Below are 25,322 nucleotides of genomic sequence, written 5' to 3' on the forward strand. Positions count from 1 at the left end.
GGGGTAACAATGTGATGAAAATTACGGGATACGACTTTTCAAACATCCTCTAAGATGCTGCCAATTGCTATTACCTTATCTGTAAAATGCGTTACGTTTTCCCTCAACTGATAAATGTAGAATTTATATGAAGTTATCACCTCTGAGACTTCTGGGAGGAAAAAATAACGTTAATCACTAAAATTCCTAGTTATCTGGTTTCGGCTGATAATTAGTAATTATTAATTGTTAAAATTCTTACCTATTTACTCAAAAGTTTTATTTTCTCTTGTAAACTTTAACTTTTGAAGTTTCCCACATCTTCTGAAAAATAAGATGTGAAATCTCAACTACTAATGATTTATTAAATCTACCAATTATTGTATCCCAGGTTGCTTTGAGACAGAAATTTTCATGTCAAGATAATACACCTGAATAATCACAGAGTGTAGTTTCTGCAAGGTTAATCATACCCAAAAATAATTATAAACTTGCCAAAACAAAAGCCCAAAAAGGTGTAAGTAGTGAGACAGAATTAATTACACAATGTCATTGCGTAAGCGAAGCGTGGCGTTAGCCATATGGAACGAAGTGAAATGAAGCAATTCCAAGGGTTGTGATTGCTTCCCTTCGCTCGCAATGACTGTAAATATTTTTGTCCAATTACTTAAGTCTTGCATAAAGTTTGCTGTGGATTTTAATTACAGCTAATTTACTTTTTTAGTTTCATCACCATAATTCAGATAAATAGGTTAAATATCATGTCAAGGGTGAATGAAAAATCAAAATCCCCAGAAAAGGCACTTGAGCAGCCGAAAATTTGGTTGAGTATTGCCGTAGCTTTGCCAGTAGCTATAGCTGCTGGGTTCTTAGCTACAGCGAGAATGGAACAATTAAAAAAACTGACTTCTACTGTATCTGTAGCCCCAGTTCCTAATAGTATTACTGCCATAGGACGCTTAGAACCAAGAGGAGAAGTAGTTAAACTTTCTGCTCCAGCGGGTTTATCAGGGAGTTCACGAGTACAGCAACTTTTAGTCAGAGAAGGACAACGAGTACAGCAAGGACAGGTTGTGGCAATTTTAGATAGCCGCGACACTAGTATGGCAGTAGTAGAAGAAGCCAAAGCTAAATTGCAAGAATCCCGTGCAAATTTAGCCCAAGTTAGTGCTGGTCCACCCAGAGATGCTCAAGCTCAAAGATTCATTATTTCTCGGTTACAAGCCCAATTAGCGGGGGAAAAAGAGGCTCAACAGGCAACAATTAGCCGAATTGCTGCCCAGTTAAGTGGTGAGAAGGTTGCCCAACAAGCTACAGTCAACCGTTTGGAAGCGGAACTAATGGGACAAAGAAATTCATTGAAGGCTAATATGGAGCGGATTAGAGCCGAACAAAGAAATGCTCAAGTAGATTATGGGCGCTATGAATTTTTATACAAACAAGGTGCTATTTCTCAGCAAGAGCGCGATCGCCGCCGCTTAAGTGCGTTAACTACAAATCAACAGTTAATCGAAAGTCAAGCTAGTTTAAAACGGGCAATAGATACCATCCAACAGCAAGTTTCCGAAGCTAGAGCTAATCAAATTAAAACCCTAGCCACTTTACAACAGCAGTTAATTGAAGCCACAGCCAACCGTAACAAAACTGTCTCTACTTTACAAAGACAAATAGACGAAGAAAGAGAAAGATTGAGCAGAATATTAGTAGTTAGTCCGCTCAATGTCCAAGTAGCCCAAGCACAAGTTACTAATGCCATTGCTTTAATGAGAAAAGCTCAAGTAGAACTTCAGCAAAGCTATGTTAAAGCTCCTAGTTCTGGTGAAATCTTAAAAATTCATACCAAATCTGGGGAAATCATGGGAGCAAATGGAATTGCGGAAATTGGACAAACAGATCAGATGTTCGTAGTTGCAGAAGTTCCTGAAGATAGTATTAATAAAGTCCGTTTAGGTCAAACTGCTACTATCTCTAGTGACAACGGCGCATTTAACGGTCAATTAAAAGGCAGAATTACATCAATTGGTAGAAAAATTGGCAAAAAAGATGTCTTAAATAATGATCCGGCCGCAGACATTGATGCCAGAGTTGTAGAAGTGAAAATTGCCCTATCTCCAGAATTTACCAAGCAAGTTTCTGGTTTAACTAACGCTAAAGTCACCGTAGAAATTAATGAGAATTAACATCATATTTCTATGCCAAATATTCATGTTCAACTACTTAATTAGTATCCAGATCAAAAGATTTAGAAAATGGCAGTAAAAATACCTTTATCTTGGCTACAACTGACAAGAGAAAAAACTCGCCTAGCCGTAGCTTTGTCAGGTATTGCCTTTGCTGATATTTTAATGTTCATGCAGCTAGGTTTCCGAGATGCACTCTATTACAGTAACGTCAGAATGCACAGTAGTCTAGTTGGCGATGTGGTTTTAATTAACAGTCAATCTAATGCTGTTTTGGCTATGAAAACCTTTTCCCAACGGCGTTTATATAAGGCGTTAGATTTGCCTACAGTTCAATCAGTACATCCTATATATTTAGACTATACAAGCTGGAGAAATCCTGTTACAGGTCGTCCTCGCAGTATCTTAATTTTTGGCATGAATCCAGAAGTTAATCTTTTTGATTTACCCGGAGTTGAGGAAAATTTAAATAAACTTAAACTGCCTGATGTGGTTTTATATGACCGTTCTTCTAGGGTAGAGTATGGTCCGATCGCTGATAGTTTTAATGCCGGAAAAGTTGTCACAGCAGAAGTACGCAGAAGAAAAGTTCAGGTGGGTGGATTATTTACATTAGGAGCGTCTTTTGGTGCAGATGGAAATTTAATTACCAGTGATGTTAACTTTTTGCGAATTTTTAATAACCGTCAACGGGGATTAATTGATATTGGTATTATTAAGTTAAAACCTGGGGCTGATCCCATAGTGGTAGCTCAAGAATTGCGAAGTTATCTACCTACAGATATTAATGTTTTAACTAAGGAAGAATTTATTGAATTTGAGAGAAATTATTGGGCAAGTAGTACGGCTATTGGCTTTATTTTTACCTTGGGAACAATTATGGGTTTTATTGTAGGAACTGTAATTGTTTATCAAATTTTGTATACAGAAGTCAATGATCATTTATCTGAATATGCTACGCTCAAAGCTATAGGCTACACTCAAAATTATTTACTAACTGTGATTCTTCAAGAGGCTTTTTTATTAGCAGTTGTTGGTTACTTACCTGGATTTGGCTGCGCTCTTGTTCTTTATAATGTTGCTAGAGATGCTACACTTTTGCCTATATTTATGAGTTATAATCGCGCCATTATGGTAATCATGTTAACTATTTTAATGTGTTTTATTTCGGGGATGATTGCTATTCGGAAATTAAGCTCTGCCGATCCAGCCGATATTTTTTAGATTGGTCAGTTGTCAGTTGTCAGTTGTCATTGGTCATTGGTCATTGGTCATTGGTCATTTGTCATTGGTCATTTGTCATTGGTGAAAACCATTCTTCTTCCTCCCCCTACTTCCCCTACTTCCCCTACTTCCCCTACTTCCCCTACTTCCCCTACTTCCCCTACTTCCCCTACTTCCCCCACTCCCCCTACTTCCCCTACTTCCCCCACTCCCCCCACTCCCCCTACTTCCCCTACTCCCAATACTCCTGACTCCTGACTCCTGACTCCTACACTCCCCTATTATGATCAACAAAGAACCTGTAATATCTATTAAAAATATCAATCACTACTACGGTAAAGGATCGCTGAGAAAACAGATTCTATTTGATATTAGTTTGGAAATATATGCCGGAGAAATTGTGATTATGACTGGACCATCTGGTTCAGGGAAAACGACTTTATTAAGTTTGATTGGTGGGTTAAGGTCGGTACAAGAGGGAAGTTTAAAATTTTTAGGTGATGAATTGTGTGGTGCTAGTCAAAACAAACTGGTACACATGAGACGTAAGATTGGTTATATTTTCCAAGCTCATAATTTATTGGGTTTTTTAACGGCTCGGCAAAATGTGCAAATGGCTGTGGAATTAAATAATAGTATTTCCCAATCAACGGCTATTTCTCAGTCAGAGGAAATGCTGGCATCTGTAGGTTTACAAGAACGGGTTAACTACTATCCAGATAATTTATCTGGTGGACAAAAACAAAGAATAGCGATCGCTCGCGCCTTAGTCAATCATCCTCCCCTAGTCTTAGCCGATGAACCAACAGCCGCATTAGACAAACAATCAGGACGTGATGTAGTAGAAATCATGCAGCGTCTAGCCAAAGAACAGGGAACTGCCATCCTATTAGTAACTCACGACAACCGGATCTTAGATATTGCCGATCGCATTGTGGAAATGGAAGATGGTCTTCTTACTCGTGATGCTCAAAATATTCCTTCTAAGCATAACTCGTAATTTGGGTGATACGTCTTCTTAAATACGCCTTATATTTTGCTAACCAAAAGTCTGTCTCTGTTTTGAATTTTTCGATATTTGTTAGTTATTTAAAGTGGTGATTATTTCTGAATCGTAACTGCATCAGATAAATCTACTAACTACTATTGTTTCGTCGAAGGAGTTTGACGACTAGTTCTAAATGTCACATTTACCCCCTCATTTGACTGTTCTAGTACCAGCAACGGAGTCGGTTTAGCCTTTTGATCCCAGTGTATATAAACAATCCGACCTTGAATAGTAGGTTGCCAAGTATCATCATCTTCTCTGGGGCTAAGGTATGTTTCTATACAATTAATAATTTGAGTAATGGTAGAAGAAGTAGCTTGAGTTGGTAACTTCACTAACCGAATTTGCGCTCGAAACAGCACCCGCTTGACAATGTTGGGCGCTACACCAGTTTCATACTCGATATCAAACGTTTCATCTACCTGCCTACCTGTGCTACTAGAAATCCCTACAGATCCTTGGTTAGCTTGGCTAGGACGCAGTGATAGAGAAATCTTATCTTTAACTTTGATTTTAATTTGATTAACTATAGCAAAATGGAATACCTCCTCAGACATTCGCATCCGCAGATAATCTAGGTTAAATTCTCGTGAGTGAACTAAATCTGGATTAGTTTCCATTTTGCGAATAGTTTCCAAAGCCAACTTCAACTTTTTCTCTAATTCTCGCGTGCGGAATTGTTCAAATTTAAGTTTTTTATCACCCCTTTGTAGGAGGATTCTGCCATAGGCAATCACAGCAACCAGCACTAAAACCATTCCTCCACCCGCAAATAGTAGCAATGGTAGAGGTAAACTCTGAGACTCGTGGATAACAGGTGAGACTTTATTCGTCTTTGTTGTCTTAGATCCAGAAGATTGAGCCAGAAAAATCGTACTAACCATAATTTACAACCTGAAATTATTAACTACTGATGTTTATAATACCCAAATCTTACTTAGTAGGTTGCTGTGGTATAAATATTTTTGACATTTTCTTGGTAATATCATATGTACAAACCTATTAGGGACTTGGATAAGCATCTTATTAATATACAGCAGTTGTCTGATATATCTACGCATTCATATCATATTTACCTCCTGGCAACAGATATGGATGGGACACTTACTAAAAATGGCAAATTTACGTCTCAATTACTAAATACTCTGGAGAGGCTATCCACAGCTAAAATTCCGGTCTTGATTGTTACTGGTCGGTCTGCTGGATGGGTAAGCGCTATCAGTAGTTTAATGCCCATAGCTGGTGCGATAGCCGAAAATGGTGGTTTATTTTATCCATCAGATAATTCTGATCCAGTCACACTCACCCATATTCCTGACCTAGTTAACCATCGTCAAGATTTAGCCAAAACTTTTGTTAACTTACAAACTTATTTTCCACAAATTCAAGAATCCGCTGATAATTTATTTCGAGTCACAGACTGGACTTTCGATCTTACCTCACTGACAACTGACGAATTACAAAAAATAGGTGATCTTTGTCAACAGATGGGTTGGGGATTTACTTACAGCAACGTTCAGTGTCATATTCAACCCCCAGGACAAAATAAAGCTGTCGGTTTATTAAAAGTTCTACGTCAATATTTTCCCACCTACTTCCCCGAACAGGTGATCACTGTTGGTGACAGTCCTAATGATGAAAGTTTGTTTAACCAGCGTTATTTTCCTATTTCCGTAGGTGTGGCAAATATACGCGGCTATGAAAATCAGTTACAACATCAACCTACATATATAACTACAGCAGCGGAAGGAGATGGTTTTTGCGAATTGTGTAGTTATATTCTAGAAAACTGTCAGCGGTAGGGGCGCAGGGACTGCGCCCAGTCACCGAGTCAGGAGTCAGAAGAAGAAAATTCCCTATTCCCTGTTCCCTGCGAGAAAGTAACCTCCACGACTTTTTTCTGAATCTGCTATCACCTAAAATTAATGTCATCATCTCCTAATGATTATGCAGTCCAGCTAGAGGAGAAAGCTAGATACATCAGTGTTTCTAGCAATTCTCACTAGAATTACTGTGCCGTTTCCCAACCATTCATGGGGATTTTATATATAAAATTACTATATTCAATATCAGAAATTCATAAGCTAAGGCTATACCATTTTTATATTTTCTTTGTTATTTTGTATTCAACTGAACAGTTCTTCAACACAAAGCCAGTTTAAATAAAAATTAGTTCAACTACTTTACCGTTCTTTAAGTTCAGTGAAAATTTCCCAGATAATTTGTTGTGCAAATTGCCACATTGGCAAAATTTTATCAATCTCATCTACATAGGACACACAATCATGCTAAAAACAAATAGTCAACCAGTGATTCTCTCTAGTTTTGTCAACCCTATCAAAGAAACCCATTCAGTGAAAAATAAGTTTGATTTATTGCAAAAAACCCGTCAATGGTTCGACGAAATTGAAATTGATAATCGTCGAGTTGCTAGATTAATTGCTAAATTAATTCCTGCCCAATGTCCCTTTGAGCGTGATATCGTGGTTTTTGGTCTGAAAATTGCTCACATTCCGCCTATGTGCAAACTTAACCCACTGTATGAGCAGTTTGTCGGCTTGCGTTTTCGCGCATTATGTTATTTAGTAGATAAGTGTGGAGAAGACATCCAATCTTATTGTTAAATACAACTCATGGAAATTAAAGTCGTACATCAACCAAATCTTGCACATCTTAATGAGTTAGATGTATTCAACTGGCCAATTTGGGAAAAGGAAATATCTAAATTTTCCTGGACTTACGATGATCAAGAAACTTGCTACTTTTTAGAAGGTAATGTTGTTGTCACTCCTGATGGAGGACAAGCGGTACAAATGGGTAAGGGAGACTTAGTAACTTTTCCCGCTGGGATGTCTTGTACATGGGAAATTACCAGGGACGTAAAAAAACATTATTGCTTTGATTAATATTTCTGCAATCTCAATAACTAATATCTGAAGAGGTGGATTGGATATTATTTAGAGGTTGGCTATGAAACTATTGATCCTAAAATATCATCTACAACTAAATTAACTTCGGGGAATGCTTGAATTGACATTTTTTCTCCTCGACTGAGTTTTTGAATGTCGCTATACCCATTTTCGCTAGGGTAGCGATAAACAATAATCGCTTGTTCATAAATATCAACTAACCAAACTTCAGTAATACCACTACTAGCATAGAGAGGAATTTTTACGTCTCTATCATATTCTAAACTGCTATCTGCAACTTCAATTAAGAGAAATATATCCTGGGGTTGAGGGTGTCCAGATTCATAAAAATCTGCACGAGGTTTCAGTAGTGCGATATCTGGTTGGGGTTCAGATAAGTTATTGAGGATAATCGGATTTTGTACAGCAATTATGACTTTTTTACCCAGTAATTGCGAAAAAACTGAATTTAAACGATTTACACAAGCTGTGTGTCTTCTACCAATTGGTGACATTTCTATAATTTCTCCATTAATTAGTTCTACTTTATCATTTTCTGAAAAAATACCGGCTTCGCTCATTTGATGGTATTGAGAAACATTGAGACGAAAGGTGTTAAGGCGTGGTTTTGCTAATTGTAGAGTCATAATTAACTTCCTGTATTTACCTTTAATTTTAATATAGCAATCTTGAGTGATTAAGATCCCCGACTTCTCAACTTAATTTATTATTTAGTGACAAGATAAAAGAAGAAGTCAGGGATCTAGTAGTTCGTCAAATTTATTTTGACGGTTCAGAGGGAACAGGGAACGGGCAACACTTCGACAAGCTCAGTGCATCGCAGGGAACACTTCGACAAGCTCAGTGCATCGCAGGAAAAACTCATGTTTAAAAACATGAGATTGAAATAATGACACGGTCACTGAGCGGTGTCGAAGTGCTGTTTTTTTCGTGCTACGCATCTCAAAAAACATCCTTTTTTTGACTGAGCTTTAAACTCAGAACTAAAGTTTCTTATTTGCTCCCTGTTCCCTGTTCCCTGTTCCCTGTTCCCTTCTTTTGTAAAGATCGGAAAAAACTTCTGTTCTTCCCTCCCCTACCCCCGGTGCCTCTCTTCTCCCCCTGCTTGCCTTCACCCGTCATTTTCGGGTTGACAGACTACTAGGTTCGGGGATCTAAGTTTACAAATAATGAAAAAATACTTCAGGAACTAATCTTAATTCACCAGATTTAAACCGAGAAATATCTACCCACAATGCGCGATGTTGACGTTCTGGTGTTTCTGCAAAAGTTAAACTTTCGATTTGATAAAACTTGGAATCAGCAAAGTCACATTCATAGAGTTGAATGATTTCATGTCCTTGTCTACCGTCAAAGGTAAATAAGTTTTCAATACAAGTTAAATAGCGAATATTTGTTAATTCGGCTTGAATTTCTTCTTGAAATTCTCTAGCTAAGGCTATGCGGCTAGTTTCGCCAAATTCTACACCACCACCTAAAGCCCGATAGAATGTTGATTGTTTTGTCGAATCAAATCCTTCAGAAACAAATATTCTATTACCATCTCGGATGAGTGCTAAAACAATCACCCGAATTTGACCTTCTTTATTCATGACTACAATTAATTATCGTAAATGGAAGAGGGACGACTTTCACTATCTTCTGTAGGCCAATCTGGATTCTCGCCACCAATGTATAGTTCTTCAATAGTGACGTATTCTTCAGTTAGTTGAGTGAGGGCGTTGATGAGAATATCTAAGGCGATCGCATCACTTGTACCTAAATCAAACCAACAACGACCCCATTCTCCTTCGTATTCAAATTCACCCATGTTGTGCATCAAAGCCATTAAACTTTTATCATAGCCTTTGGTATCATAGTCCATATAGCTGATATCAAGTCCTGTGTCTTGGATTTGCAGATTTTCAGCATTAAATCCCCCTAGTTTACCTAGATAAAACCAGGAATTGAATACTTCTTCTACATATTGTTTTTCCCTTTGGGAGGGAACATTGCTGAACTTAAACCAAATCCAAACATCAAAAGGATTAAACTCGCGGAATTGAATTTGCATTTTTGTAATGGGTAATTGGTAATTGGTAATGGGTAACTGGTAATTGGTAATTGGTAATTGGTAATTGGTAATTGGTAATGGGTAATTGGTAATGGGTAAGTAGGTGAACACAATAAAACCAAACTGTGTAAAGAAATGTAAAATCGCCCAAACCCTCTTCACTCTTGCCTCTTGCCTTTTGCCTTGCCATAACGACAATTTTCAACGCTCACCTACTTAATTGGTAATTGGTAATTGGTAGAATCAAAATTTTATAACTACTGACAACTGACAACTGACAACTGACAACTGACAACTGACAACTGACAACTGACTACTGACAACTAACAACTGACAACTAACAACTGACTACTGACTACTGACTACTAAAAGCCTGATTGCGTTCATGTTCAATTTGTTTGACTAAATTAGCAGGAAGTTGGGATTTTTTGGCTAATGCTTTGTCAAAATAAGTTATTGCTTCCTTAATTAAATTCTGGCTTTTTTCCGCTTTCCCCTTTTCATGGAGAATTTGGGCTTTAAGATAGTAAATTTCTGGGTTGTCAGCAGTTGTTTTTAAGGCGCGGTTGACATAATCTAAAGCTTGGGAGTATTGTTTTAAATCTCGATAAGCTAAAGCAATACCTCTATTTACTAAATAATTAGGAGCAGCATTTTTTTCCAATCTTTCAATTACTTGATCTGGACTAGTAAAGGGTAAATTCACAGCTAACATTAAATCCATATAGCCGCGAATTAAGTTTAACTCTGGATCATTGGCAGAAATCTCTTCGGCTCTGTCAAGATATGTATAGACTTTCCGCAACCGACTTAAAGCTTGGGGGACACCATTTACAGTTCCTTCTCGATTCAAAATTACCGCCCCTGTCAAAAAGTGACCAACCGCAGTATATAAGTTACCACGCAATGGATCACTGGCGATCAGATTTTGTCCAGTTTCTAGAGTTTTGCTGCTGTATTTTTCTAAACTAGCACTATCTTGATTTTGATATGCTAAAGAAGCCTGAATGGCGTAAATTAGAGGTTCATTGGGTTCGCTAGAGGCGGCTTTTTGTAAAGCATCTTTGGCTGTGGGATAATTTCCTTGTTGAAAAATAGCATGAAAAGCGGCTTCTGTGCGATCGCCAATTTTCCGCGATTCTCGACCCCGAAAGGGATCACCCGCAAAGGAGGGATTTACCAACATATTCAAAAGGATGGAAGTAGTCACAGTCACACTTAATAAAGTAGGCGATCGCCAAAATATCCTTAATTGAGGAATTAAAAACTGTTTAAACATAATAGCCTTTCTGAATAATTACGGTTGAAATTGTTGTATCTATTACCTAAAATGCCAAAATAGTGAATTATAAATTAGTCTATTTCCGCCAAAAATTTTCATATACTAAACACGGGTGAGATTTATTTTGCCAAATGACAAAGAACCCAGATGTGTAGGTGTAAAGCAAGAGCTTCATTGGTGTCAACTTAAGCTCAAATCCTGATGATATCTCGTTCCCAGTCTCTGACTGGGAATGCTATTACAGAGGCTCTGCCTCTGTTTTCATAGAAGGCAGAGCCTTCTAGAATTCATTCCCATACAGAGTATGGGAACGAGAAAGGGTGAAACTGATATTTTACAAGGCTTTCACGTTAAGTTGACACCAATGGGCTTTTGCTTTACCCCTACGTTTAGAATCAAACAATCAAGCCGTTTTGAGTATAACTTGGTAATTTACACAAATGCTCTATCTTAGAAATCTAACTTATCATCCCACAGCCTGCCCAAAAGCCATTCTCCAAGCTATAAATTTAGAATTACCACCCCAGAAACTAGGTTTAATTATTGGTCCTAGCGGTTCGGGTAAAAGCACCTTATTAGAAATTTTATCTGGATTGGCTGACCCTACTGCTGGTGGGGTTTTTTGGCGAGAACAGGGACTCATAGCCGAACAATTACAACAATTAGCAGGTTTAGTATTTCAATTTCCAGAACGCCATTTCTGCGGGGGGACAATTTTAGAAGAATTACGCTTAGGACATCCTGAACTGGGAACAGAACAGGTTAAACAAGCATTAACTGAAGTTGGCTTAGATCATTTATCCTTATCTGCATCACCTCATACTTTAAGCGGTGGACAACAGCGACGTTTAGCTTTAGCGGTACAATTGATTCGCCAACCAAATTTATTATTATTAGATGAGCCTACAGCGGGTTTAGATTGGTCAATGCGTCGCCAACTGATAAATCTACTAGCCAAACTAAAAAAAGATTGGACACTGTTAGTTGTAACACATGATGCAGGTGATATGTTACCAATAGCTGATTATTGTTGGACATTAGATCATGGGGTTTTAAAATCAGGAGTCAGGAGTCAGGGAGAAGAGGTAAAATCTGCTTGAGACTAAATTAATTTTAATAAATTTTAAACGCAGATAAACGCAGATAAACGCAGATGAAGAGGGATAAATTAGAGTTCTCCAATTAAAAAAATATCCTAAAATTTATTGTGGTGCGGGCATCTTGCCCGCTCATAATACAAGAACGGGCAGGATGCCCATCCCACAAGATTGGTTCATCTTTTTTGTGGAGTTCTCTTAATGGATTTTATGATTTTGTGCAGCCTCACATAAAATTGGGATAAGACTGGATTTTTCACTAAAGATAACTTAAAAAAATTAATTTTCACCAATGGATTTAGAATCTTTACCGATAGGTAATTTGCCAGAAATGGCGGAAATATGGCAAAAAACTCTGAATTGGCAACCAACAACTGATCAAACACGGCAATTTCAACAGCTTTATCAATTAATTATTGCTGGAAATCGTCAACTTAATTTAACTCGCATTACTGAACCTGATGAATTTTGGGAAAAACATCTTTGGGATTCTTTACGGGGAATTGCACCTAAACAAGTATTTATTCCTGGGATTGAAAAGGGTAAGCGGATAATTGATATTGGTACGGGTGCGGGTTTTCCTGGTATCCCCATTTCCCTGATTTTTCCTAATTCTCAAGTTACACTTTTAGATTCTACGGGTAAGAAAATTACCTTTATCGAGACAGTTTTATCAGCACTTACTCTAAGTAATACCAAAACTTTACTGAGTAGAGTGGAAGAAATTGGTCAACAAATTCAACACCGACAACAGTATGATCTGGCTGTAATCCGGGCTGTGAGTAATGTTTCTGCTTGTGCGGAATATTCCTTACCTTTGGTGAGAAAAGGCGGTTTGGCGGTAATTTATCGCGGTACTTGGACTCAAGCAGAAAATGAAAGTTTAGAGGCTGCTGTTGAGCAATTAGGTGGAGTCATTGAATTAATTGAGGAATTTTCCACTCCCTTGAGTAATAGTATTCGTCATTGTCTTTATTTGCGAAAAGTATCCAGCACACCAATTAGTTTCCCCCGTGGGGTTGGTATACCTAACCAAAAACCAATTTAATCAACGGACTTCTCGATTTTAGATTAGATTGGTGATTAGATATCTAACAGCGCGAGAGCGTCAACATCGTTATAAATGGCTGAACCAAAGGTTCAACAGTAGCTAAACGCTGATAGCGAAAATAAACCTAAAATCCCAAAATCCAAGTGTTAAATTTGTCTCAAAATGGGTGTTCTGTACGGGTTGCTTCTTCGACAGAAGAACTGCTGACACCAACTGCTGTTGCTCTTGGCAAATTTGATGGTGTTCATCTTGGTCATCAAAGAGTGATTCAGCCAGTATTGCAGTCAGCATGGGGTGAGGAGAATTCAGTCCGCCCCTACTCAACAGTTGTTACATTTGATCCCCATCCCCAAGAGTTTTTTACTGGACTTCCCCGTGATTTGTTAACACCACTAGATGAAAAAGTTGCACAATTGCGATCGCTTGGAGTAGAACAACTGGTATTATTACCCTTCGATAGAGAACTATCTGCCCTTTCTCCCGAAGAATTTGTTGATAAAATCCTAGTTCAACAACTGCAATGTCAACAAATTAGCGTCGGACAAGACTTTTGTTTCGGCAAAAAGCGCATGGGTACTGCTCAAGACTTGCAAGCGATCGCAGCGAAATACAACATACCCGTAACAATAGTTCCTATAAAAACTGATACAAATATTTCGCCAGCAACAGATGATGCTCGCATCAGCACCTCATTAATCCGAGAAAGTTTGGAAGTAGGTGATATTCCCAAAGCAAATCGGCTTTTGGGAAGACCTTACACTCTCATAGGTGAAGTAGTAACAGGTCAAAAATTAGGGAGAACTATCGGTTTTCCTACCGCCAACATTCAACTACCAAAAGACAAATTTTTACCCCGTCATGGTGTTTACGCTATTGAGGCAATTATCCATAATGAAACTCCAGATAAATCTCCCACTCAGCAATTTGGAGTCATGAATATCGGCAACCGTCCCACAGTTAATGGTATAGATATTCGTGTAGAAGTACATTTATTAGATTGGTCTGGTGATTTGTATGGAAAAAATTTGCCTGTACAACTAGTAAAATTTTTGCGCCCCGAACAGAAATTTCCTTCCTTAGAAGCGCTGAAAAACCAAATTCAACTTGATTGTACAGCAGCTAAAGAAATTTTTGGTTGTTAATATTGGGGGAATTTTCAATGGTAATCTCAACATTACAGCGATTTTTAGGTAAATAAACCACATTTTAAAGTCTCACGCAAAGGCGCAAAGTCGCAAAGGAAGAAAGTAATATAAAAACAAGAGTGTGGTACAAGTAAATTAAAATTGCTGTAATGAGAAAGGTAAGAAGCGCATCTACACAGGAAACACTACTTCTGTAATATGAAATATTATGGGAGGTATAACTTCCCAAAAAGTATTTCTATTATTGTCTAATCATAAAAAAATCACATTTACCTATGCAAAAAATAATCATCGAAAATTTTGGTCCAATTCAATATGCAGAAATTGAAGTCAAGAAAATATTAGTTTTGATTGGTGAACAAGCTAGTGGTAAAAGCACTATTGCTAAATTGATTTATTTTTTTAAATCACTAAGGGATGATTTATTTAGCCAAATATATCAGGATACGCAGAAGGATTATTTTGATATTACTTCTGATCTTATATTTCCAATAAGAGAAAAGTTTTATGATTTTTTTGGTTCTACATTGCACTTACCTAATTTTGAAATAAAATTTTATTATAGTGTAGAGAATGACAAATATCTAAAATTAAGTCTTAATGATAAGAAAAGACTAGATTCTCGATTTAGTGATAATTTATTAAATGAGAATTTTAGAACTTCCGCAACTGCAATTAAAAAACTTTTTCAGCAGAGTTTAAATACAAATGATATTTATGAACAATTGACTTATGAGCAAAATAAAATTAAATACGCTCAAAGGCTTTCTAAACTATTGAATGAATCATTTCAAATGTATCATGAAGATTCATTATTTGTAATCGCTGGTAGGAATGCAACAGTAAGTTATTCTGACTTATTTGAAAAATTATTGTTTGCAGATGTTAGCAGTCGTTTAGAGAAAAATAGCAAGAAGAAATTTGCAGGTAAGCAACAAACAATAGATGAAACATTAATGCTAAAATTTATGGAAAAAGTTGATATAATTAAAGGTAAATTTAAAAAAATTGGCAATGGTAATTTTGAAGGGGTAATTGAAAGTTATGAAGATGATGAAAATCTCAAACAAAAATTATATGATATCAAAAAACGAATAGATGAAATACTCAAAGGTGAATACAGAATTGATAATTGGGGAGAGAAAATAGTGTTTAACAAGGAAACAGAAGAATATGTTAAGCTTTCTAATACTTCATCAGGACAACAAGAATCTATAAGAATTTTACAAGATATCTTTCTAAATATTCTTGATAATACAAAAGTATTAAGAATCTTGGAAGAACCAGAAGCTCATTTATTCCCTATTGCTCAAAAGCAATTGATTGAGTTATTAGCTTTAATGATAAATCAAAATGATGATAACCAACTAATTATAACCACCCATAGTCCCTATGTTCTCACAGTTTTTAATAATTTACTCTTTGCGAATAGAGTAGTTGAAAAAAATCCATCAACAGAATCACAAGTAGCACAAATAATTCCCCAAGATTCTTGGTTAAGTGCTAAAGATTTTTCTGCTTATTCTTTGGGAAATCAATCTGTTAGTGATAGCTTGCGTGGCGACGTAGGAGCAATGGATAGTAATTATTATGAACCTATTTTTAATCAAGAAAAAGGCACTATTCAACAAAATTATTTAGATACAGTTTCGGAAATTTTGGGTGGTGATTTTCAAGCTTTGTATAGTATTCACGCTAAAACTTTCAAAAGAAAATGAGCAAATTTGAGGATATTAAAAAACTTCTATCAACTGCTTTTGATAATTTTTCCGATGATCTAGAAATTGAAATGAGATCAGAATTTTCAATCATAGACTATCAAGGACAGTCTTTTATTATTATCAATATAAATTCAGATGATGACACATTTACTATTAAACTAAATGGTGTTGACACGGTTGAAAATGGTTTTGATATCACTAAATTATTTAATGTAATCAATGCTAAAATGGTTGGTTTTATTCCTATTGACGGCAAAAAAGGACTTTTAGGATTTGGTGATTCCCATTGCGATTTTGTATTTTTTGATGAAAATGATTTTTGTTTTGTAGAATTCAAATTAAATGCAACGAGTTTAAGAAAAGTAGATGCAAACCGCGATAAAGCTATTAAACAATTAACTAATACTATTGATTTATTTGATAAGAAATTAAATGGAAATTACGCGGATTTAAATTTAGAAGCTTATGTTTGTACTCCTGAATTTTACCCAAGATTTAATTCAAGCTGGATAGCATTTGCGAAAGATTTTTTAGAAGAGTATGGTTTTGAACTTTTTGAAATAAACAATAAAATCTGTGATTGAATAATATATTTAAAATTCAGAGGGAACAGGGAACGGGCAACAGGGAATAGGAAAAACTCATGTTTAAAAACATGAGATTGAAATAATGACACTGTTTTTTTCGTGCTACGCATCTTTTAAAAACATCCTTTTTTTGACTGAGCTTTAAACTCAGAACCAAAGTTTCTTATTTGCTCCCTGTTAAGAGTTCCCTGTTCCCTTCTCTCAATTTCTCGGTTTAGCATAACAAGTACCGAAGAGCCAGAAATTTTTAATTCTCATGCTGGATTGGGATTGTTACATGGGAATACTGTAGAAAACGCTAAACTATTAAACAAGTTTTTAGTCCAAACTCAGAAGTAAACCTTCTACATTTCCCCCCAGGTACTACATGAGAGAAAAAATTGACGCTTTAACACAAAATTTGGCTCATACCATCGTTGGTAAACATGAAGCTATACGCTTAGTGATAGTAGCTGTACTGGGTGGTGGTCATGCTTTATTAGAAGATGTCCCTGGTGTCGGTAAAACCCTTTTAGCCAAATCTCTAGCTCGTTCTGTAGATGGTAAATTTCAACGGTTACAATGTACCCCTGACTTACTCCCTACAGATATCACCGGCACAAATATTTGGAATCCTAAAACTGGGGAATTTACATTTCTACAAGGTCCTGTATTTGCTAACGTCCTCCTAGCGGATGAAATTAACCGCGCTACACCCCGTACCCAGTCAGCTTTACTGGAAGTAATGGAAGAACATCAAGTCACAGTTGATGGTGTTTCCCGTCTAGTTCCTCAGCCATTCTTTGTAATTGCTACCCAAAACCCCATTGAGTACCAAGGGACGTTTCCCCTCCCAGAAGCGCAAATGGACAGATTTATGCTGTCTTTAAGTTTGGGTTATCCTTCGGAATCTGAAGAAATGCAAATGCTGCAAAATCTGCAAGCTGGTTTAAAGGTTGCTGATTTACAGCCTTGTATTACTTTAGAAGAAGTCCAAGCATTACGCCAAGCTTGTTCCCAAGTCAAGGTAGAAGCATCTTTGCAACAATACATTTTAGAATTGGTGCGGACTACTAGACAGGATGAAGAAATCACTCTTGGTGTTAGTCCTCGTGGTACTGTAGCTTTACAAAAAGCCGCTCAAGCTTTGGCTTTTATTTTAGGTAGGGAATATGCTCTTCCTGATGATGTTAAGTTTCTCGCACCGCACGTTCTTTGTCATCGTCTGATTCCTAGAGGGGGACGCAATACAAAAACTATAGTTGAACGATTATTACGATCTGTGCCTATTCCTTAATATAAAATATTACGGGGGGTACAACCTCCCAAAAACCTATTTTGACTGGGAATTTTAGATTTTGGATTTTAGATTTTAGATTAAAAAATTGCTTCTATTGCTCCCAATATTTTCGGTAAAATATGGCTGAAACTATTGCTATGATTGGATTTGAGGTTTTAATTTTTGCAAAATAGGCGGAGTGTTTTGCGATCGCAGATTAATTTGCATCAAACCCATATCCAGCAATGGTTATGGATGCCTAATCAGGATGTTTGATCACAAGAAAAGCGGTAGAACCATTATTACTAAATAACACATGACCAAAGAACGCAAAAGAGCCGACCAAGACAGTCCCTGGAAAGAAATATTAGAAGCATACTTTCCCCAAGCAATGCAATTTTTCTTCCCGCAAACAGCCGCATTAATTAACTGGGAAATACCCCACGAATTTCTAGATAAAGAATTTCAACAAATAGCTCGCAACGCTGAACAAGGAAGAAGATATGCGGATAAATTAGTCAAAGTGTGGCAACACCAAGGAGGAGAAATTTGGCTGTTGATACATATAGAAATTCAGGCAAAATCTGAAGAACTCTTTCCTGAAAGGATGTTCTCTTACAACCTACGAATTTTTGACCGTTTTGGCAAACCTGCCATTAGTCTCGCTATTTTATGTGATGCAGATCCCAAATGGCGACCAAACCAATACAATTATAATTATCCTGATACCAGGTTAAACTTTGAATTTGGTACAGTCAAATTGCTAGATTACCAAAACCGTTGGACAGAATTAGAAGCCAGTGATAATCCTTTTGCAACGGTGGTAATGGCACATTTAAGAACACAACAAACTCGTAAAAAACCACAAGAACGCAAAACCTGGAAATTTAGCTTAATTCGCCGATTGTATGAACAAGGATTGCAAGAAAAGGATATTCGTAACCTTTACCGCTTTATAGACTGGGTTATGATGTTACCAAAGGCATTAGAAGCAGAGTTTTGGCAAGATTTTAAACAATTTGAACAGGAGCGAACTATGACTTATATTACTACAGGTGAGCGCATTGGCTACGAGAGAGGAATAGCAGAAGGTAAACAGGAAGGTGAGCAAAATCTTGTGGTTCGACTACTACAAAAACGGGTAGGAAATTTACCGGAAGAAATTAGGGAAAAAATTCAAACTCTTTCTTTAAATCAGTTAGAATCCCTCGGTGAAGCATTGCTAGATTTTACAGCTATTGAGGATTTATTCAACTGGTTAGAATCTCATCAGTAAAAATATGTATTGCGGGCAATATGCCCGCAAAAAGTATACAAAATAATCCAAATTAAATCCAGCACAGCTTATTTTTATCCCTTGGGTTGAGGCAAAAAACAACATTATCTGATTTTATTTTTGATATTACATTTAGAAAGGTATTTAACGGTATAACTAGGTTTATTAATTACAAAAAATGCCGCAAGATTTAACTTTGATTCATAGTTTGCTTCTCTTTAGTACCGCGTTCATTGCCGGTGGACTCAATGCTGTAGCGGGTGGTGGCAGTTTTATTACCTTTCCTACCCTGATATTTACAGGTATCGCCCCAATTAACGCTAATGCTACAAATAATACTGCTTTGTGGATAGCAGCGATCGCTAGTGCAAGGGCATATCGTCAAGACTTGAATATTGAAAAAAGACAATTATTATTACTAGCCGGCACAAGTTTAGTTGGTGGTGTGATTGGTTCAGTGGCTTTGTTATATACATCACCGGATGTGTTTAAAAAGATGCTGCCCTATTTATTACTATCAGCAACATTAATATTTACATTCAGTGAATCTCTAAAAAACTGGCTGCAACTTCAGAGTAAAAATGATATTTCTGCACCGCCACCTTTATTGATTCTCCTAATTTCTCAATTAGCAATCTCTATATATGGTGGTTTTTTTGGTGCGGGTGTAGGCATTTTAATGTTGGCAACTTTAACCTTTTTAGGGATTAAAAATATTCACTCTATTAATGCTTTTAAAACTTTATTAGGTAGTTGCATTAATGGTGTGGCTATTATTCCCTTTATGTTCGCTAATTTGATTGCTTGGCATCAAGTTATTATAATGGCGGTTGGTGGTTCTCTGGGTGGTTATTTATGCGCTCATTTTGCCCGCAGACTAGAACCTAATTTGGTGAGGAAATTTGTGATAGTGGTGGCTTTTGGGATGACTACTTACTTTTTTATTCATGGTTAAGCAGGTGGATACAATTATACTCAAAACGGCTTATCTTTTGCCTTCCACAACCGCCAGGGAATAAATTCCCTGTCTCATAGCTCAAGTCCGTTGAAACGGACTAAGTAGGTGAACACAACAAGGGACTTCCAATTAAAAAAATACCCAAAAATTTCTTCTGGTGCGGGACGAATTGCCCGCTAATCATCAAGGATGGGCAGGATGCCCATCCCACAAAATTGGGTAATTTGTTTTTTGGTGTTCCGTTAAGGTTTGCTGATAGCGTAGCGTAAGCCATAAAAGTTATCTGTGAGGGCTAGAAGTATGGCTAACGGCTATGCCTTCGGCACACTACGTAAACGCTATCAGGAGGTAGGGGCGCAGGGCCTGCGCCCATTCAGGAGTATGGCTAACGCCACGCTGCGCTATCAGGAGGATTTAGAAGAAGTTAGAAGTAATATCAAGTCTGGAAAATTGAGCGATTTATATATTTTGATTTTCCTCCGCCCACCTACTTAATATATTTTCCGGTGTTGCTGATTAAGGGTATGAATTTTAGTCTCACGCAAAGGCGCAAAGACGCAAAGTTCAGAGTTTTAAAGGTTTAATTTGGGAATTTCATACCTGAGTTCAGCAACGCCTATTTTCCTAGTATGTCACTATAAATACTAAATGGACGGGCTAGAAACTTAGCTCACAATAATTGTATGACTGTGGGAGGGGTGTCTTGTTTATGCAAATATTAATTAAATATAAAACTATTGATTTTGTGACTTTGATTACAGTTTTTCCTATCTAGTAACGCTTGAATGGAAAAATAACCTATTTTTTCCCAAAAAATAAACAGGACTGTCTCAAGGATTACACCATAGGGATCACGGCTAATCTAAGAAAAGTTAGATCTAAAGTAAATTTATATATCTGAGGCATGATGATAAAAACTATCAAGTTTAAGATAATGACCAAAGATATCAACTTTTTTACATTCACAATAATTAAACAGGTTTTTTCGCTTTTTCTCAAAAGTTATTAATTTCAGGGGTTTTAAAATGCAAGCATCACAAAAGATTCATTGCCCAAATTGCGGTAGTGCGGCTGAACGTCACTATATTGCTGATAGTCAAGTTACCAGAACACAATGTCCTACTTGCGATTATTTGATGATCACTTGCACTCGCACGGGTAAGGTGATTGAGGCTTATGCACCAGGAATTTATGCTAGGAAATAATTGACAATTTTATTGACAAATTACCTTTTTGTTGTTCTTAATTGTCCACAAGCAGCATCGGCTTCTAAACCGCGAGAATAACGGACACTGACGGCGGTATTTTGTTGTTGAAGAACGTTGACAAAGGCTTCGATTCGGTCGCGGGTTGGTCTTTTGTAATCTACTTCTTCTATGGGATTGTAGGGGATTAAGTTAACGTGACTTTGAAATCCTCGCAGACGTTTTGATAGTTCTAAGGCGTGTTCGGGTAAGTCGTTGACTCCAGCGAGAAGTATGTATTCAAAGGTAACTCTGCGTCCAGTTATTTCTACGTATTCTCGACATTCTGCAAGTAAGTCTTCTATGGGGTAGGGTTTAGCGCTGGGAATGAGTTGTTCCCGTAATCCTTGGTTGGGTGCGTGGAGGCTGACAGCGAGGGTAATTTGCAGTTGGTGTGCGGCGACTTGCAAAATGCGATCGCGGATGCCTACAGTAGATAGTGTCAGCGATCGCGCCCCAATTCCCATATCTTGATTAATGGATTTAATCGCTGAAATCACATTTTCCGTATTCAACAATGGTTCACCCATACCCATGAATACGACGTTACTCACCCGTTCTTGAAAATCTTCTTGGACAGTCAGGACTTGATCAACAATTTCCGCACGGGTAAGATTACGCTTATAGCCACCTTTCCCAGTCGCACAGAAATCACAAGCCATTGGACAGCCGACTTGAGTAGAAACGCAGACTGTTAAGCGTTTATCGCTGGGAATACCCACTGTTTCCACAATTTCCCCGTCAGCTAATTTGAGGAGATATTTGACGGTATCATCGGGGGCAACGGAACGGTAATGTAGAGAAGAACGACCTATGGGAATATCTGCAACTTCCAAACGCCAATTTTTCGGAAATACAGAAATATCAGCGAGCGATCGCACACCCTTATTATAGATCCAATCATGCAATTGCTTACCCCGATAACCAGGTTGTCCCTGCTGCTGTACCCAAGCAGTTAACTCCGTCACGGAAGCACCAAGGAGAGGGGGAAGAAGTTCAGATTTAGTGGAGTTAGGTGAATCTAGCTGAGATACAAGCGGCGTAGCAGACATAAGAAATTACAAGTTGATGCTAATTTCCTATTCTACTATATTGTTTTTGTTTCGCGCAAAGGGGCAAAGGGGCAAAGGAAGAAATAGATTAAGAAACTTCCAAGGTATACTAAACACGGGTGAGATCTAAACTTTTGCCAAATGACAAAGAACCCAAGTCATCTCATTCCCAGTCTCTGACTGGGAATGAATTCTAGAAGGCTCTGCCTTCAATAATATTAGAGGCAGAGCCTCATCAACTGCATTCCTAGTCAGAGACTAGGAACGAGATGTGGTAGGGATTTGAGCTTAAGTTGACACCAATGAAGCTCTTGCTTTACCCCTACGTTTAGAATCAAACAATCAAGCCGTTTTGAGTATAATAATAGTAACCTCTGGTGGACAAAATAACCGTCCGGGGAAATAAGTTCCTAAGCCTCGATTTACATATAATTGATTATTTCCCACTATATGTAAACCCTCTGACCATTGCCAATGGCTTAATATAGAATGGGTTTTCCGTAAAAATGGTAATTTACGGAGAAGTTTTTTCGGGATTTTTTTGACTATTTTTGCATAGTAAATCATGGCGGGTCCCAGACCAGGAATTACGATTTGTCCACCATGACTATGACCAGATAATTGTAAATCTACTCGCCATTTTTTGAGGATTTCGGCTGTATCTGGGTGATGAGATAAGACAATCCGAGGTGTAGTCGAATCGAGTTGATTCATAATTGCTTCTGGATTAAATTCTCGTGAATAAAAATCCGCTAATCCCACTAAAGGTAATTTTTCTCCCAAGGGGTAAGCAATTTGATTCCAAAGTACATTAATCCCCACATTTGTTAAAGCATTTGTAATTTCTAATTTTGAACTAGGATAATAAATATCATGATTGCCAAGGATAGCATAGACACCATAGCGACTTTCTAGATTTTTTAGTCGTGATGCTAGTTGGTGAATTGGTTTAGCGATTGTGTTAACGTAGTCGCCAGTTAAAATAACTAAATCTGGTTTTGCAGCATTACTAACGGCAATTGCTTCTGTTAACATTTTTTCTGATAATAGACCATTATCATAGTGAAAATCTGACATTTGTACCAGCTTTAATCCTGCTAGTGATAGAGGTAAGTTGGGGATTTTCACTATTAATTTTTCTGTGGACAAAGCTCCAGTTAAAAGTTTGTGCATAATATATGAATAAAATTATGTTGATAAATAAATACGGTTCTACCGCTCCCCTTGTGATTAAATATCCCTTTTAGATGTCCAAAACCATTGCTATATATGGGTTATATCCAAATTAAGAGCGATTCCTGCGGAGCGCTTCGCTATCGCCTATTTTTGAAAATATTAAACCCTCAAATCCAATCAGAGTAAGGGGTTCATGGATATTTTACCGAAAATATCATAAAGGGAGCGGTAGAACCATAAATCCAAAATTCCGTAGGTTGGGTTGACGCAAGGAAACCCAACATTTTATAACCTTTGTTGGGTTGCGCTGTCGCTTAATCCAATCTACTATTTTCAGTATATAATCTTATCTGCTTATACATTAACAAAAGATTTTGATATTACAGCGATTTCCAATCTTATGAGGTACATCTTAGCCCCCTCATCGCTTGCGGGGAGGGGGTTGGGGGTGGGGTTCTTGTTCCAGGTTTGATGACAATTTGCTGTAACTGTATCCAAAGAGTAATATATTTGAATACTCAGATCCCCGATTTCTTTAAGAAATCGGGGATCTATGCTCTATCATTCTTTTATAGCTATTAGATTAGGAAACTAATCTATCTTGTAGTTTTGCTACCATTTCCGCACGAGTAGAAACGTCTAATTTACGGAACATCCTTTTTAAAGCTTGCTTGACAGAATTTTGAGTAATCCATAATTTAACGGCTATTTCTCCATTAGTTAAACCTTGAGCTACTAATCTGGCAATTTCTAATTCCCGCGCTGTCAGGGGACAATTACCAGCAGATGCAAAGGTTTTTGGTTTTGCTTGGAGTGTGGCCATTTTCGCTGATAAATGTAAACAAACTGCACTTAAATCAGCTAAATCATTACTATCAAAGGGCTGACTTCCGGGGTCACGAGCAAAATTTAAAGTCCCCACTAATTGACCATTACAAACTATCGGACCAGTCATCACGTGTTCGTGACGAGTACAATAGTTTTTCCAGTCTTCTGGGGATAAAATTAATTGCTCATGGGTGGGGGCGTGACGTTCGACAACATAACGCCCAATGGGGTTAGCTTCTAAGCAGACAGCAGGAATTTCGGGAACTTGAATTTGAGTATCTAATTGGTCATCTAGGAGATCAATACCCCAATGTTGTACTGCAAAATGGTCGCCAATGGTATCCATGAGAGCTAGTTTTAATTCTTGCTCATTTTGTACATTGGCGATCGCTTGGAAAATGGCGTGGAGAGTTTTAGCCATAAGTGTACCCATTTGGGGTCTATGCGAACCTCGATAATTACCTCTATGCTAATACCAGCAACGATAAAAAGCTATTTTAACTTGTAACCAGAGGACAAGCACGATGACAGTTACTCAAATCTCAGCCCAAGAACTTTTTCAGGCTGCCTATCAAAACCGTTATACTTGGGATGAAAATTTCCCTGGCTATACCGCAGATATTACTTATAAGTATGATGACCAAGTGATCAAAGGTCAAGTGCGGATTGATGCCAATATGAAGGCAGAAGTTCTGAATGTGGAAGACGAAGCTGCTAAAAAAGCCATTCATGGACAAGCTTGGGAAATCGCCGTTCACCGTGTCCGTCGAGCTTTTGCACAGACTCACGGCGCAAATACTTTTAGATATGGTAGCAAGGATGCAAACGGCGCAGTAGAGATTTTTGTTGGTGGAAAGTCCGAAGGAGATAAGTACAAAGTGCGTAACAATGAAGTTTGCCACGTTCACCGTTTAATTCACGGTACTTTTGTGACTATTGACACTTTCAGCAGTCACGATACTGGAGAAGGATATCTTTCTCACACATACAATTCTGTTTATCATGACCCCGAAACCGGCGCTCAAAAGGGCGGTAAAAGCGATTTTACTGATGAATATGAAAAGGTAGGAAATTATTACATTCTCAACCGTCGGGAAATCCGCACGGAAATAGCAGAACGTATTTCTATTCAAGATTTCATCTTTTCTAACATTGAGTTGTTGGGTTAGGTTTTTGAGTAGTCTTTGACAAGCTCATTTTTACGTCTCTATCTTCAATGAACCCACAATGATT

Annotated in this window: 26 protein-coding genes; 17 read left to right on the forward strand and 9 right to left on the reverse strand. The window is 37.5% G+C overall.

The features are described 5' to 3' along the window. Window positions 1-740: 740 nt before the first annotated feature. Window positions 741-2,159: an HlyD family efflux transporter periplasmic adaptor subunit gene (locus FJR37_RS13895; RefSeq protein ID WP_053538958.1), complete on the forward strand. Its 1,419-nt coding sequence runs from the start codon at window positions 741-743 to the stop codon at window positions 2,157-2,159. A gap of 69 nt (window positions 2,160-2,228) precedes the next feature. Next, window positions 2,229-3,383: an ABC transporter permease DevC gene (devC, locus tag FJR37_RS13900; RefSeq protein ID WP_039203688.1), complete on the forward strand. Its 1,155-nt coding sequence runs from the start codon at window positions 2,229-2,231 to the stop codon at window positions 3,381-3,383. A gap of 68 nt (window positions 3,384-3,451) precedes the next feature. Here the strand turns inward: devC and FJR37_RS13905 are convergent, their stop codons facing one another. Next, window positions 3,452-3,625, reverse strand: coding sequence for a hypothetical protein (locus FJR37_RS13905; protein WP_168466279.1), 174 nt, complete (start codon window positions 3,623-3,625; stop codon window positions 3,452-3,454). A gap of 41 nt (window positions 3,626-3,666) precedes the next feature. Here FJR37_RS13905 and FJR37_RS13910 point away from each other — a divergent pair, with 41 nt between their 5' ends. Next, window positions 3,667-4,383 carry a DevA family ABC transporter ATP-binding protein gene (locus FJR37_RS13910; RefSeq protein ID WP_027400919.1) on the forward strand — a complete coding sequence of 239 codons (717 nt, stop codon included), beginning with the start codon at window positions 3,667-3,669 and terminating at the stop codon, window positions 4,381-4,383. Window positions 4,384-4,526: 143 nt separating this feature from the next. On the opposite strand, the gene FJR37_RS13915 is transcribed toward FJR37_RS13910, so the two are convergent. Then, the gene (locus FJR37_RS13915; RefSeq protein ID WP_152608880.1) at window positions 4,527-5,315 is read right to left on the reverse strand and encodes a hypothetical protein; all 789 of its coding nucleotides are present in this window, start codon (window positions 5,313-5,315) and stop codon (window positions 4,527-4,529) included. 105 nt (window positions 5,316-5,420) lie between these two features. Here FJR37_RS13915 and FJR37_RS13920 point away from each other — a divergent pair, with 105 nt between their 5' ends. The 3 genes from FJR37_RS13920 (at window position 5,421) to FJR37_RS13930 (ending at window position 7,337) form a co-directional block, all read left to right on the forward strand. After that, the gene (locus FJR37_RS13920; RefSeq protein WP_168466280.1) at window positions 5,421-6,233 is read left to right on the forward strand and encodes an HAD family hydrolase; all 813 of its coding nucleotides are present in this window, start codon (window positions 5,421-5,423) and stop codon (window positions 6,231-6,233) included. Between the two features lie 483 nt (window positions 6,234-6,716). After that, window positions 6,717-7,055 (forward strand): Mo-dependent nitrogenase C-terminal domain-containing protein, encoded by a 339-nt coding sequence (locus FJR37_RS13925; protein ID WP_168466281.1) that lies wholly within the window; start codon window positions 6,717-6,719, stop codon window positions 7,053-7,055. 9 nt (window positions 7,056-7,064) lie between these two features. Further along, the gene (locus FJR37_RS13930) at window positions 7,065-7,337 is read left to right on the forward strand and encodes a cupin domain-containing protein (RefSeq protein ID WP_168466282.1); all 273 of its coding nucleotides are present in this window, start codon (window positions 7,065-7,067) and stop codon (window positions 7,335-7,337) included. Window positions 7,338-7,399: 62 nt separating this feature from the next. Here FJR37_RS13930 and FJR37_RS13935 read toward each other — a convergent pair whose 3' ends face one another. The 4 genes from FJR37_RS13935 to FJR37_RS13950 form a co-directional block, all read right to left on the reverse strand. After that, a complete protein-coding gene (locus FJR37_RS13935) occupies window positions 7,400-7,987 on the reverse strand; it encodes a Uma2 family endonuclease (RefSeq protein WP_039202141.1) in 588 nt (195 codons plus the stop codon). A gap of 534 nt (window positions 7,988-8,521) precedes the next feature. Next, entirely contained in the window at window positions 8,522-8,953 is a 432-nt protein-coding gene (locus tag FJR37_RS13940; RefSeq protein ID WP_039201941.1) for an NUDIX hydrolase, read from the reverse strand. A gap of 8 nt (window positions 8,954-8,961) precedes the next feature. Next, window positions 8,962-9,414 (reverse strand): DUF3531 family protein, encoded by a 453-nt coding sequence (locus FJR37_RS13945; RefSeq protein WP_039201939.1) that lies wholly within the window; start codon window positions 9,412-9,414, stop codon window positions 8,962-8,964. A gap of 355 nt (window positions 9,415-9,769) precedes the next feature. After that, window positions 9,770-10,693 carry a Sll0314/Alr1548 family TPR repeat-containing protein gene (locus FJR37_RS13950; RefSeq protein ID WP_039201938.1) on the reverse strand — a complete coding sequence of 308 codons (924 nt, stop codon included), beginning with the start codon at window positions 10,691-10,693 and terminating at the stop codon, window positions 9,770-9,772. Window positions 10,694-11,136: 443 nt separating this feature from the next. Here FJR37_RS13950 and FJR37_RS13955 point away from each other — a divergent pair, with 443 nt between their 5' ends. The 10 genes from FJR37_RS13955 to FJR37_RS14000 all read left to right on the forward strand — a co-directional run bounded on the left by FJR37_RS13955 (window position 11,137) and on the right by FJR37_RS14000 (window position 20,994). Further along, the gene (locus FJR37_RS13955) at window positions 11,137-11,796 is read left to right on the forward strand and encodes an ABC transporter ATP-binding protein (protein ID WP_168466283.1); all 660 of its coding nucleotides are present in this window, start codon (window positions 11,137-11,139) and stop codon (window positions 11,794-11,796) included. A 289-nt stretch (window positions 11,797-12,085) separates the two neighbouring features. Further along, window positions 12,086-12,841 carry a 16S rRNA (guanine(527)-N(7))-methyltransferase RsmG gene (rsmG, locus tag FJR37_RS13960; RefSeq protein ID WP_168466284.1) on the forward strand — a complete coding sequence of 252 codons (756 nt, stop codon included), beginning with the start codon at window positions 12,086-12,088 and terminating at the stop codon, window positions 12,839-12,841. Between the two features lie 146 nt (window positions 12,842-12,987). Next, entirely contained in the window at window positions 12,988-13,986 is a 999-nt protein-coding gene (locus FJR37_RS13965; protein WP_168466285.1) for a bifunctional riboflavin kinase/FAD synthetase, read from the forward strand. Window positions 13,987-14,264: 278 nt separating this feature from the next. Then, window positions 14,265-15,707: an AAA family ATPase gene (locus FJR37_RS13970; protein ID WP_168466286.1), complete on the forward strand. Its 1,443-nt coding sequence runs from the start codon at window positions 14,265-14,267 to the stop codon at window positions 15,705-15,707. Continuing rightward, window positions 15,704-16,294, forward strand: coding sequence for a hypothetical protein (locus FJR37_RS13975; RefSeq protein WP_168466287.1), 591 nt, complete (start codon window positions 15,704-15,706; stop codon window positions 16,292-16,294). Before FJR37_RS13970 ends, FJR37_RS13975 begins: the two co-directional genes overlap by 4 nt. 370 nt (window positions 16,295-16,664) lie before the next feature. After that, window positions 16,665-17,573: a MoxR family ATPase gene (locus tag FJR37_RS13980; RefSeq protein WP_168466288.1), complete on the forward strand. Its 909-nt coding sequence runs from the start codon at window positions 16,665-16,667 to the stop codon at window positions 17,571-17,573. A gap of 298 nt (window positions 17,574-17,871) precedes the next feature. Continuing rightward, on the forward strand, window positions 17,872-18,831 hold the full coding sequence (locus FJR37_RS13985) for a DUF4351 domain-containing protein (RefSeq protein WP_168466289.1): 960 nt from the start codon (window positions 17,872-17,874) through the stop codon (window positions 18,829-18,831). 178 nt (window positions 18,832-19,009) lie between these two features. Next, window positions 19,010-19,786 (forward strand): sulfite exporter TauE/SafE family protein, encoded by a 777-nt coding sequence (locus FJR37_RS13990; RefSeq protein WP_039202136.1) that lies wholly within the window; start codon window positions 19,010-19,012, stop codon window positions 19,784-19,786. A gap of 288 nt (window positions 19,787-20,074) precedes the next feature. Next, on the forward strand, window positions 20,075-20,284 hold the full coding sequence (locus tag FJR37_RS13995) for a hypothetical protein (protein WP_199924421.1): 210 nt from the start codon (window positions 20,075-20,077) through the stop codon (window positions 20,282-20,284). A gap of 530 nt (window positions 20,285-20,814) precedes the next feature. After that, entirely contained in the window at window positions 20,815-20,994 is a 180-nt protein-coding gene (locus tag FJR37_RS14000; RefSeq protein ID WP_039202135.1) for a hypothetical protein, read from the forward strand. A 20-nt stretch (window positions 20,995-21,014) separates the two neighbouring features. Here the strand turns inward: FJR37_RS14000 and rlmN are convergent, their stop codons facing one another. The 3 genes from rlmN to FJR37_RS14015 all read right to left on the reverse strand — a co-directional run bounded on the left by rlmN (window position 21,015) and on the right by FJR37_RS14015 (window position 24,510). Next, on the reverse strand, window positions 21,015-22,085 hold the full coding sequence (rlmN, locus tag FJR37_RS14005) for a 23S rRNA (adenine(2503)-C(2))-methyltransferase RlmN (RefSeq protein WP_168466290.1): 1,071 nt from the start codon (window positions 22,083-22,085) through the stop codon (window positions 21,015-21,017). Window positions 22,086-22,427: 342 nt separating this feature from the next. Further along, window positions 22,428-23,258, reverse strand: a complete 831-nt coding sequence (locus FJR37_RS14010) for a metallophosphoesterase (RefSeq protein WP_039202133.1) — start codon at window positions 23,256-23,258, stop codon at window positions 22,428-22,430. A 586-nt stretch (window positions 23,259-23,844) separates the two neighbouring features. Continuing rightward, the gene (locus FJR37_RS14015) at window positions 23,845-24,510 is read right to left on the reverse strand and encodes a LuxR C-terminal-related transcriptional regulator (protein WP_039202144.1); all 666 of its coding nucleotides are present in this window, start codon (window positions 24,508-24,510) and stop codon (window positions 23,845-23,847) included. Between the two features lie 103 nt (window positions 24,511-24,613). Here FJR37_RS14015 and FJR37_RS14020 point away from each other — a divergent pair, with 103 nt between their 5' ends. Beyond that, window positions 24,614-25,258, forward strand: coding sequence for a DUF3386 domain-containing protein (locus FJR37_RS14020; protein ID WP_168466291.1), 645 nt, complete (start codon window positions 24,614-24,616; stop codon window positions 25,256-25,258). Window positions 25,259-25,322: the final 64 nt, after the last annotated feature.

Origin of the sequence: Aphanizomenon sp. UHCC 0183 (genome assembly GCF_009712065.1) — a bacterium.
In the GTDB taxonomy this organism is placed as follows: Bacteria; Cyanobacteriota; Cyanobacteriia; order Cyanobacteriales; family Nostocaceae; genus Dolichospermum; species Dolichospermum heterosporum.